This window comes from Aquisalimonas sp., assembly GCF_007120195.1.
In the GTDB taxonomy this organism is placed as follows: Bacteria; Pseudomonadota; Gammaproteobacteria; order Nitrococcales; family Aquisalimonadaceae; genus Aquisalimonas.
In genome coordinates, this window is the sequence record NZ_SKOG01000039.1 from 1 (window position 1) to 9,514 (window position 9,514).

Sequence of the window (9,514 nt, forward strand, 5' to 3'; positions counted from 1 at the left end):
GACGAAATCCCGTAACCGCACCTGCCCGAGCAACGCCCCGCGCACATCTGTCACGAAGACGATGTTCAGTGTCTCGCCGGCCTGGCTGCGAGAGCGGACATGATTGAGCGCCTGTTCCACGGTCCAGCCAACGCGAACCGTGAGAAACTTGGGCGTCATGATGCGCCCGGCACTCTCTTCCGGGAAGCCGAGTAACCGAAGCGCTTCCTTGACGTTTTCCGGGGAGAGCAATTGCAGCAGGGCTTCCAGGCGCTCGGGCTTCTGGCGCTCCAGCAGAGCCGTCCGATCGTCCGGAAGCAGGTGATAGAGGATGAAGCGACCGTCCTCCGCGTCCAGATCACTCAACAAGGCGTCCTGGTGCGTGGGCGAGACATAGGCAAACACGGGCGGCTGTCGATCCCGCGGGAGACGCAACAGCAGCTGTTTTGCCTCCTGCGGCTCAAGCTCGCTGATGGCCTGTGCGATGTCCTGGACGGCCATCTCCTCAAGATGGCTGTCCAGGGCATCCCAGTGTTCAGCCTGGAAGAGCGTGACAAGCTCCTGGATCATCTCGGTCTTTTCCATGGCGATACTCCCTTTGTCCCGCAACGATATCAACGTTGTATGGGCAATATCTCAACACAATGACAGCCCCCGGGTTTACCTCCGGGCGGTGCGCACCTAGAACTCGGCGGCCAAGCCGACGGTCCACCAGCTCGTGCCTCGGTCGCGGCGTTCCCGGCCATAGCCGACATCCAGCGCAGCCAGGTCCGCCAGGTCGAGGCGAACGCCAGTCTGGATTTCAGTACTGTCACGCTGATCGCCGTAGATTTCGACGATGGCACTGACGCGCGGCACCAGCTCCGCCTCCGCGCCAAAGCCCCAAGTGAGCACGTCACGGTCATCCGCGTCGCGTTGATGGGACCAGCCCAGGTTGTAGCGGAACATGGCACGGTCGTTCCCGCCCAGGGGAACGGCCACCGGGAAGAATACTTCCGCCTCCTGGAAGCGGTCCGTGTCCGGGTCGGCAAATACGCCACCCGCAACCGCGACGCCGATACCTTCCGCGGCATACTCGGCCAGCGTCCACTTACTGGTGAGCCCGACGAGGTCGTCGTCGACCCCCTCCTGGCGCTCCCTGCCCGCCTCCAGCCCGATTTCGCCCCGCGAATGGAGACCGTAGTTGAGAACGGCAACCCGCTCGTCGTTTCCTGAGGACTGGCGGCTGTACCAGACCTCCGCCACCACGTTGCCCGGCCCCGCAACAACGGTGTCGTCGACCACGAAGTGCCCCCCTGCCGCTGACACAGTCATCGGTGCTAAACCAAGAAGGCAGGCAACAGGAAAACGCATGCTTGGCTGGCGCATCAACACACCTCTTTATCTTCTTGCCAGGCGATACCGAGCACGCACACCGCCCGCGACCGCCGGTGTTACCGGATGGCCGTTACGGTCGGATTAGACGCCGAATGGGGCACGTTTCGCGCCGACCTGACCGCTTCCCGCAAACTACGGGACCCGGACAGGCGGAAAGTTTGACGCCTGGAGGGGATCCCGTTAGAGAACGAGGGCTGTGGACTTGCGACAATGATTACACGCGTCCAACTTCGGAACCTCGTGTGCCACTAGGATGTTCGGATTATAAGGTGACACGGGGGCGAGTCAACCGGAGCGCGCGAGTACCCGCGCGCCAAGCCACCAACCGCCCTGACTGTCGTACAATTGTCATCAACGCCGAGCTTAAAGCGGGCCCTCTCCACATGGGATACGACAACCCGGAGCAATGCAACGCCTGCCCACTGTGTGAAGGCCGCACGCAGGTCGTGCTGCCGGATGGGCCCCGTTTCGGCCTGCTGGCGGTTGGCGAAGCACCCGGCCGCGAGGAAGACATCACCGGCGTCGGCTTCAGCGGCGCGGCCGGACGCACCCTGGACCGTGTCCTCGCCGAGCACGGCATCGCACGCTGCGGCTACGCCCGTACCAATGTCGTCCGCTGCCGGCCGCCCGGTAACCGGCGGCCCCGGCGCCCGGAAATCCAGGCTTGCAGCCACTGGCTGTTGCATACAGTGCAGGATTTCGCCCCGCGGGTACTGCTGACGGTGGGGCACACCGCCACACGCCACCTGCTGCCATCGTGGAAGGACAACCACCTGGAGCGCGTGCGGGCATTGCTGGCGCAAGCCCCGGCGAGATCGGATCTGCCGCTCTACACTGGTGTTCCCGTGGTCCCCATGCCCCATACCTCGGGGCTGTCATGGAACCAGAAGCTTCCGGACAACACGCCCGTGAGCCGCCTGGGGCGAGCAGCCGTGACCCTGGCAGCCAGCCTTGCGGCAGCGTCTGATAACACATGCAAAGAATCAACATGAGTGTCGGGTGGCTATCTGTATGAGCACTGCAACCCATGAGCCTTACGCCATGCGCGGCACCATTTACTGGATGAGCTGTGTCGCAACGGCACAACCGCCATTGTGCGGCATTCACGCTCGGTGACGCCCTCCACTCGACACCACCTACGTGGGCGGCCAGATTGTCCACCAGCGCGCGTGACACCCGGCGCTGCGGGACCGGCGGCGCACACACAGCCGAGGCACCCCGCTACAATGGGGGACCTGCGTTGGAGCCGCTGCCTATGGCCCGAGCGACGTTTCGCTTCTACGAGGAACTCAATGATTTCCTGCCACCCGAGCGGCGCAAGACCGCATTCGATTGCATCTTTGAGCGTCGCGGTTCCATCAAGGACATGATCGAGGCACTGGGCGTGCCCCATCCGGAAGTCGAGCTCATTCTCGTCAACGGCGAATCGGTGGGCTTCGACTACCTGGTGAGGGATGGGGACCGGATTGCGGTCTACCCGGTGTTCGAGTCATTCGATGTCTCGGAACACCTCCGGGTCCGCCGGCAGCCTTTGCGCAGCGTGCGCTTCGTGCTCGACACGCACCTGGGGACCCTGGCGCGCTACTTGCGCCTGTGCGGCTTCGACACCCTGTATCGGAACGATTATGAAGACGCGCAGCTCGCGGAGGTCTCTGCCAAGGAGGGCCGGATCCTGTTGACGCGTGACCGTGCCCTGCTCAAGCGGCGCATCATCACCCACGGCTATTGCGTTCGCAATGACCGACCGCCCCGGCAACTGACCGAGGTGGCGAACCGTTTTCAGCTACAAGGCCTGGTTGCGCCGTTCACCCGCTGCGCCCGCTGCAATGGACCGCTCGAGTGCGTGGACAAGGCGGAGGTCAAGCATGCGCTCGAACCCCTGACCCAGCGCTATTACACAGTCTTCCGGCGCTGCACCGAGTGCGGGCACGTCTACTGGCGGGGCGGCCATGTCGCGCATATCGAGCAGTTAATCCAGGCATCCCTGAGCGTCAACCCATGAGGCGATCCCGGACCATGAGCTCGAACTCGCCCATGTCATCGCCTCCCGGCACGCGGCGCTCTCACCGCAGCCCCAACACTGAAGCTATGATTTATCGATATCGCCGTGTTCCTCGAGGAATTGCTTGAGGACCAGCTTCAGCTTCGCCGCGTGTTGATGATCCCCTCGCTCCTGGGCGTGCGCGATATCATCCGCGATCATGCGCTTGATGCGCTTCTCCCCCTCCTTCGTCTGCACGAGATACCAGCCCATCTCGACCGCCGCCATCATTGGCAAGTGTTCGTGCTCCGCAATCGCCTCGATCTCGTCCTCGGTAAGATCCGACAGAGCGATGCAGTCTTCCATGGTCAACATAACGCCTCCATACTCACGAATTCGTCGTGCACACGACAGATTCACACCCCTACAACCCCGCCCTGGTCCGGACATTCACGCAATTGCACCCAATCCGGGAGCGCCGACGAGGCGCCACTCTGGCGGGCACTGCCCGAATAGGGAGCGAGCGGGCACTCGCCAACCCCACCGGCACCAGGGCCGCGACGTCTGGAGTTGCCCGTTTCAACCATCAAGTATAGGTGTGACTGCGCAATTTGACAGCGGTTCGGGGCGCAAGGACCCCGCGACGCAATGGACGCCGGGGAGTGAAGCCGATAGTGGTGGTGTTGATGGGTGTTGCCTCAACACAAGGCCGCATAGGCATCTACACTTGAAGAGTCCCATCAGAATCTGTTGCGATAAGAAGGGACCTTGGAGCAAAACCGCAACGACGAATCAACAACGGTTAGGAGACCACCATGCCGAATAGCGCCTACAAGGTAATCGACATTATCGGGAGCAGCGACAAATCCTGGGAAGATGCGACGCGCAATGCGATCAGTACCGCCTCGGAGAGCATTAAGCATCCGCGCGTTGCCGAAGTGAAGGAGCACGACGTCACCATTGACGAGAGCGGGAAGATCACGGCCTTCAGGGTTAAGATTTCCCTGTCCTTCAAGTACGGCATTTAATCGACTCGGCTGCGCTGCTCGCCATCGTGACGGTGCCGCCAACGGCTTGCGGCATTATGCCGTAAGCCGTTGGCTTCTCTGGCGAAAGCAAAATAGCCAGGCCCCGTCCATGGCGAGACCACGGGATCGACCGCCTCCTGTTGCCAGCCACTTGTACCTGCCTCAATCAAAAACAGCCGCCCCGCCTGGTGCCTAACGGTTCGGCATATCCCACTGCCAGTCCGGATCCGCCCACGGCCAATTGTCGTGCTCCGGCCAGCGTTCCTCCGGCAGGCCAATGACCCGCCGGTCGTCGTCGAGGCGAAAGGTGTGCTGCAGCCGCCAACCGCGCCATGCCGGGTCTTCCCAGCCCCGTTGGCCGTCCATGACCTCCCGAACGGTCGCGAGGTCCGGATAGTCGCTGTCGCCATGACAGCGCGCGCAGCTCTCCAGCATGTCATCCCGAAGCAGTGCCGCGTGGCTATCCGGCTCGTGCATGGCGTGGCAGTCGGTGCAAGTCATGCTGGCCTTGGTGCCCAGGTAGTGGTCCATGAACTGCTGGCGGCTGGCCGCCGCCTTGCCGTCGGCCGCAACCCGCGGCGTTCCCTCGCCCCACGCGACAGGGACCGGTTCAAAGTGATCCAGGATGTTGTCTCCGGGGGAAAAGTCGATGTTGTCCTGGCGGCCCGCGTGGACGCGGCTGGCGCCACGAATATGGCACTGCGCGCAGGAATGCACCTGCTGATCCGTGCTCAACCGAGCGGGGTTAACGATCAGGTCGGGGTCCCGGGGCGCGGTCACGTGCTTGCTCCCCGGCCCGTGGCAGGATTCGCAGCCTACGCCCAGATCCGCCGCCAGATCTTCAAGGGGCTGGTTACGATCTGCCTCGAAGGCGTCCAGGTCGAATCCGCTGACATGGCAGCCGATGCAGTTCTCCTCGTAGATTCGGGCCTGGTTGCGATCCCGCCAGGTATGCTGGTAGGCGCCGTCGTCGAAGCTGTACTGGTACTTGAGGAGCCGGCTGCCGGCCCCTTCACCCAGATTCACCGTCAAGGCCTGTCGGTACTTCGCCCCGACGTGGTAGGGCGAAACCGGGCGCTCGTGCTCCACGCTGTCGTCGGCATCCAGGAAACGGGCAGTGAACCTGCGCCCGCCCTCGTGGACCAGGTAGACACCGGCGATGGCCTGCAACCGGGTACCGTCATCGAGTTCCAGATCCCGGAGCCCGTCGATGCCCGAGGGCTCGTCCTCATCGAAGACCACCGGATTGCCCCGCGGATCCGGTAGGTCCTCCCACCGCTCCAAGAGCTCCTGATCGATCTCTGTGGCGGGTCCCAGCTTCATGGGATGGTAGGTGTCACGGTAGGCGGCATGGACCGCCGTGTGGCAGGCGACACAATTCTCAGTCCCGATGAAACTGGCCTGCGCGGCATCGGGTCGCTCCGAATCGGGCGCCTCCCCGAGACCGCCGATGAGGGTGAGCGTAACAACAGCGCCCAAGAACGCCGCCCAGGCGGCGAAGACCAGCCGTTTCATAATAGGTCGAACTCCTCGGTGTGTATGCGATGCCGGCGCACCCCCGCCTCGCGCATCAGGCGCAGGATGTGGTCGGTCATCGGTCCCGGGCCGCAGATGAAGATGGAGCGCTGATCAAAGTCCTCACACACCGAACGCAGATACTGCAGGCTCAACGGGCCTTGATCGTTGAAATAGTGCATGTGGAACGAAAAGCCCGGCATCGTGTCGGCAATGTCGCGGAGTTGGTCGCTGTAATAGGCCCGTTCGGGCCGGTTCGCGCAGTACACCAAGTGCACGTCACAGGCGGCCTGTCCGGCCTTCAGGTGCCGCGCGCGGCTGACAAATGGCGTGATTCCGATGCCACCGCCAATCCAGAGCTGGCCTGTATCGGCTCCGCCTTCGGGAAAAAAGCGACCGTACGGACCCTCCACGGTCACCGGCGCGCCCTCGCTGATGCGCGCCATGGCCGCCGAGGCATCGCCCAACGCCTTGATGCCGATACGTACCTGCTCGTCGAGCGGGCTAGAGGCGATGGTGTAAGGGTGTTCCTCGCCATACCCCGGGCGTAACGCCGGGTCGAAGTGCCGCAGGTAGATGAATTGACCCGCGTTGTAGCGGATGGGTCGCGCTTCCGGCGTCAGGGCAATCTCCACGACATCCCGTGCCAGCGGTGTCACAGCCGCCACCCGATAACGGTAAGGGCCAAGCCAGCGGGAGAGCACCACCCGGTAGGCGAACGCCGCGACTGCAAGTGCCCCGAAACCCGTCCAGAGCAGCGTCCCGCCGATGCCGGGGAGCGCCCGGTTGAGCTCCACGGCGTGCCAGAGGCCCAGGATCAGTGCCACGCCGGAGAGAAGATGCAGGTATTTCCAGCGCTGGTAGTCTGGCCGGCCGAAGAACCAGAAGCTCGGGGCAAGGTAGATCATCATCGCGAGGAGGGCGACCCAGCCGGCCCAGACTTTTGTATCCTCCAGGGGCGGCCAGAGAACGCTCATGGACGCCTGCGGCGAGACTGCGGCCGCGGACAATGCCAGCAGCAGCGGGTGGGCCATCAGCAGGAGAAAGGCGGCCGCACCAAGCAGATGATGAAGCCGCCACACCGCCGTCAAGCCACCAAGGCGCGTGTCGAGCCCGGGAATCCGGACACTGAGAACGGCGGCCAGCAGCAGGCAGCTGGTACCCGCAATACCCGTTGCCTGCCCGGCCTGCTGCAACCAGCCGGATACGCCCGTGCCCGTGAGGTGTGGCAGAGCCAGCAACAGCGGCAAAGCGGCGATGAAGGCGGCTCCACCGACCACCAGCGGCGGTACACGCATCGATTACCCCCTTGTGCCTGGCCGGACCCAGATTAGAACTCGCCCAGCGTGCCGGCCGCACCTCCCCCCTTGGGCTGCCAAGCGGCCGAGATCCTCCGGTTCAGTGTAGTGTCCCTGCCGCGGGATCGCCGCCTCGCGGCGGTGCTGGCATGGCAGGCACCCTGGCCGATGCTCAGCAGTACTCAACGGCGGCTTGATGAAGCCGAGCATGACGGGAGGCCAACGCGTCAAGATCCCGGTCGTACCCGCCTCCAATGACCGCTGCCACCGGAATGCCCGCCTCGCGGCAACAGCCGAAGACATAGCGATCCCGCCGGCTGATGCCCTCATCGGTCAGGGCGAGATGGCCAAGGCGGTCGTGCCGGTGGACATCCACACCGGCGTCATAGATGACCAGGTCAGGGCGAAACGTCTGCAGCAACCCTGGAAGCGTCGAAGCCAGGGCCTGCAAATACTCCTCATCCGACACCCCCTTGCGCAGGGCGATGTCCAGGTCACTGCGGCCCTTGTGCGCAGGGAAATTACTGGCGGCATGCATGGAAAAGGTGAAGACATCCGGTTCGCGGTCAAACAGGCCCGCCGTGCCGTCGCCCTGGTGTACGTCAAGGTCCACGACCAGTACGCGTTGCGCCCAACCCTCGGCCCGCGCGTGAGCCGTCGCGACGGCGATGTCGTTGATCAGGCAATAGCCACTGGCCGCGCCGGCGTGGGCATGGTGGGTGCCGCCCGCCGTATTGCAGGCCAATCCCGCATCGAGTGCCGCTTCCACTGTCATGAGCGTGCCGCCCGTCTCGAGCCTGACCCGCAATACCAAGTCCTCCGACCACTTAAAGCCACTGCGCCGCTGTGCAGCACGATCCAGCGATCCGTCAAGCAAGGCATCCAGATACTCGGCGGTATGGACACGCCGCACGGCTGCCAGGCTGACAGGTTCCGGACGCAGCCACTGGGCACTGGCGTGCATCGGCGAGGTATCGAGGTGTTCCCGTAGCACTCGGAACTTCGCCATGGGAAACGGGTGTGCCTCGGGCAAGGCTATGGTATAGCCCGGGTGGTGGACCACCGGCAGCTTCATGGGGTCTCCGAAACAGTGGTGCGAGGGCGCGGCAAAATCATGGTCACGCGTCGATTGCGTGGGCCTTGAGCACGGCCAGATCGATGACCGCCAATGTCTCTTCGTGGGTCGACTCAAGCAAGACGCCAGGGGCCACGCCGGCGCGATACGCCTCCAGCCATCGGCTTGCACATAGGCACCAACAGTCGCCGGGCCGAAGACCCGGGAATCCCATGGCAGGGTTCGGCTGCATGAGGTCATTGCCCCGCGACCGGGAATACGTCAGGAAGGCCTCAGTCATGCGCGCGCATACCGTGTGCAGGCCAACGTCCTCGTACCCGGTATTACAGCACCCGTCCCGGTAGAACCCTGTCAGCGGGCGCCCACTGCACAGGGCCAACTCGCCGCCGAAGACGTTCACTGCCGAGAATGGTTTGGTCATGCTCGCCTCCTGGAGGCTTGGGTTGAAAACGAAAGCTGGGCCATTGGAGGCCAAGCGTACACCAAGGAGGGGACTCATTTGCGTCGGGCAAATGGTACAAGGAACTCTGTTTCAATCCACCAGCGCGACTGTCGATCCACTTTACAGTCACCGATTCCAACTGCCCCAGCCAACGCACTGACTCCTCCGCATGGGGTCAGCGTCGGGGCTGCTCGTGCCTTGGCCCCATACTTGCGTATGTCGATTCGGCATGTGAGTGCCCGAGTACAACCGTGGCTATAAGGTCGTTGGACATGGAGCGACGAAGCAACAAGCGCATCAGGAAGCAACTCAGTGCACAGCTACTGATCGGGGAGGCACTGATGTGGTGGGTCGACACGGCCGATCTTGGCTTACGGGGCAGCCGAATCACCCCGGCACCGGCGCAGGCTCGACAGGGCCTGCCCTGCATCCTCGTTCTCATGGTTGCCTCGGAGCCGGCGAACGTAATTACCGCGCGTGGCCGCATCACCCACGTCGACCGCTGCGCCTGCGGCATTTGCTTCCACAGTCTGGATCCACGTGATTTCGACACCCTTCACACGATCGTACTAGAGGCCCTGCACCCGGAGCGGGACATTACTCCGGAGATACTAGCGGGCCACGTTCCCGATTTGGTTGACTGGGGTCTTGACCTCGGCGAGATCGAAAACAGGCGCCCGTAAAACATGCCCTCCAGTGATTCATCCCGGGGAGACACCACAGTGGCCGGCCCCAGTTGTGCAATGCATTCCAATACTCCTGTCGCCCAGCCCGCACAGAGGCGCTGATCCGATGCCGTTCAGCGGCTAATTTTTTTGC

General features: G+C 63.5%; 10 protein-coding genes and 1 pseudogene. 4 read left to right on the forward strand and 7 right to left on the reverse strand.

Features of this window, described 5'->3' with window-relative positions:
- Positions 1–564, reverse strand: a pseudogene (locus tag QZT63_RS03240) (CBS domain-containing protein); the annotation flags it as partial.
- 96 nt (positions 565–660) lie between these two features.
- On the reverse strand, positions 661–1,263 hold the full coding sequence (locus tag QZT63_RS03245) for a hypothetical protein (protein WP_290648535.1): 603 nt from the start codon (positions 1,261–1,263) through the stop codon (positions 661–663).
- 476 nt (positions 1,264–1,739) lie between these two features.
- Here QZT63_RS03245 and QZT63_RS03250 point away from each other — a divergent pair, with 476 nt between their 5' ends.
- Positions 1,740–2,348 carry a uracil-DNA glycosylase gene (locus tag QZT63_RS03250; RefSeq protein ID WP_290648537.1) on the forward strand — a complete coding sequence of 203 codons (609 nt, stop codon included), beginning with the start codon at positions 1,740–1,742 and terminating at the stop codon, positions 2,346–2,348.
- Positions 2,349–2,611: 263 nt separating this feature from the next.
- Entirely contained in the window at positions 2,612–3,358 is a 747-nt protein-coding gene (locus QZT63_RS03255) for a Mut7-C RNAse domain-containing protein (RefSeq protein WP_290648539.1), read from the forward strand.
- An 84-nt stretch (positions 3,359–3,442) separates the two neighbouring features.
- On the opposite strand, the gene QZT63_RS03260 is transcribed toward QZT63_RS03255, so the two are convergent.
- Complete coding sequence (locus QZT63_RS03260; RefSeq protein WP_290648541.1) at positions 3,443–3,712, reverse strand: hypothetical protein; 270 nt, start codon at positions 3,710–3,712, stop codon at positions 3,443–3,445.
- Between the two features lie 440 nt (positions 3,713–4,152).
- On the opposite strand from QZT63_RS03260, the gene QZT63_RS03265 reads away from it, so the two are divergent.
- Positions 4,153–4,365 carry a dodecin family protein gene (locus tag QZT63_RS03265; protein ID WP_290648543.1) on the forward strand — a complete coding sequence of 71 codons (213 nt, stop codon included), beginning with the start codon at positions 4,153–4,155 and terminating at the stop codon, positions 4,363–4,365.
- 192 nt (positions 4,366–4,557) lie between these two features.
- Here the strand turns inward: QZT63_RS03265 and QZT63_RS03270 are convergent, their stop codons facing one another.
- The 4 genes from QZT63_RS03270 to QZT63_RS03285 all read right to left on the reverse strand — a co-directional run bounded on the left by QZT63_RS03270 (position 4,558) and on the right by QZT63_RS03285 (position 8,674).
- Positions 4,558–5,880, reverse strand: coding sequence for a multiheme c-type cytochrome (locus QZT63_RS03270; RefSeq protein ID WP_290648545.1), 1,323 nt, complete (start codon positions 5,878–5,880; stop codon positions 4,558–4,560).
- Complete coding sequence (locus QZT63_RS03275; RefSeq protein WP_290648554.1) at positions 5,877–7,178, reverse strand: ferredoxin reductase family protein; 1,302 nt, start codon at positions 7,176–7,178, stop codon at positions 5,877–5,879. Before QZT63_RS03275 ends, QZT63_RS03270 begins: the two co-directional genes overlap by 4 nt.
- A 172-nt stretch (positions 7,179–7,350) precedes the next feature.
- The gene (locus QZT63_RS03280) at positions 7,351–8,253 is read right to left on the reverse strand and encodes a histone deacetylase (RefSeq protein ID WP_290648555.1); all 903 of its coding nucleotides are present in this window, start codon (positions 8,251–8,253) and stop codon (positions 7,351–7,353) included.
- A 43-nt stretch (positions 8,254–8,296) separates the two neighbouring features.
- Positions 8,297–8,674, reverse strand: a complete 378-nt coding sequence (locus tag QZT63_RS03285; protein ID WP_290648556.1) for a DUF2237 domain-containing protein — start codon at positions 8,672–8,674, stop codon at positions 8,297–8,299.
- A gap of 293 nt (positions 8,675–8,967) precedes the next feature.
- On the opposite strand from QZT63_RS03285, the gene QZT63_RS03290 reads away from it, so the two are divergent.
- Positions 8,968–9,378 carry a PilZ domain-containing protein gene (locus tag QZT63_RS03290; RefSeq protein ID WP_290648558.1) on the forward strand — a complete coding sequence of 137 codons (411 nt, stop codon included), beginning with the start codon at positions 8,968–8,970 and terminating at the stop codon, positions 9,376–9,378.
- Positions 9,379–9,514: the final 136 nt, after the last annotated feature.

What these genes read in the sequence shown, in the direction of transcription:
- QZT63_RS03250 (WP_290648537.1), top strand. Translation starts at nt 1,740, where the DNA reads ATGGGATACGACAACCCGGAGCAATGCAACGCCTGCCCACTGTGTGAA.
- QZT63_RS03255 (WP_290648539.1), top strand. Translation starts at nt 2,612, where the DNA reads ATGGCCCGAGCGACGTTTCGCTTCTACGAGGAACTCAATGATTTCCTG.
- QZT63_RS03260 (WP_290648541.1), bottom strand. Translation starts at nt 3,712, where the DNA reads ATGTTGACCATGGAAGACTGCATCGCTCTGTCGGATCTTACCGAGGAC.
- QZT63_RS03265 (WP_290648543.1), top strand. Translation starts at nt 4,153, where the DNA reads ATGCCGAATAGCGCCTACAAGGTAATCGACATTATCGGGAGCAGCGAC.
- QZT63_RS03270 (WP_290648545.1), bottom strand. Translation starts at nt 5,880, where the DNA reads ATGAAACGGCTGGTCTTCGCCGCCTGGGCGGCGTTCTTGGGCGCTGTT.
- QZT63_RS03275 (WP_290648554.1), bottom strand. Translation starts at nt 7,178, where the DNA reads ATGCGTGTACCGCCGCTGGTGGTCGGTGGAGCCGCCTTCATCGCCGCT.
- QZT63_RS03280 (WP_290648555.1), bottom strand. Translation starts at nt 8,253, where the DNA reads ATGAAGCTGCCGGTGGTCCACCACCCGGGCTATACCATAGCCTTGCCC.
- QZT63_RS03285 (WP_290648556.1), bottom strand. Translation starts at nt 8,674, where the DNA reads ATGACCAAACCATTCTCGGCAGTGAACGTCTTCGGCGGCGAGTTGGCC.
- QZT63_RS03290 (WP_290648558.1), top strand. Translation starts at nt 8,968, where the DNA reads ATGGAGCGACGAAGCAACAAGCGCATCAGGAAGCAACTCAGTGCACAG.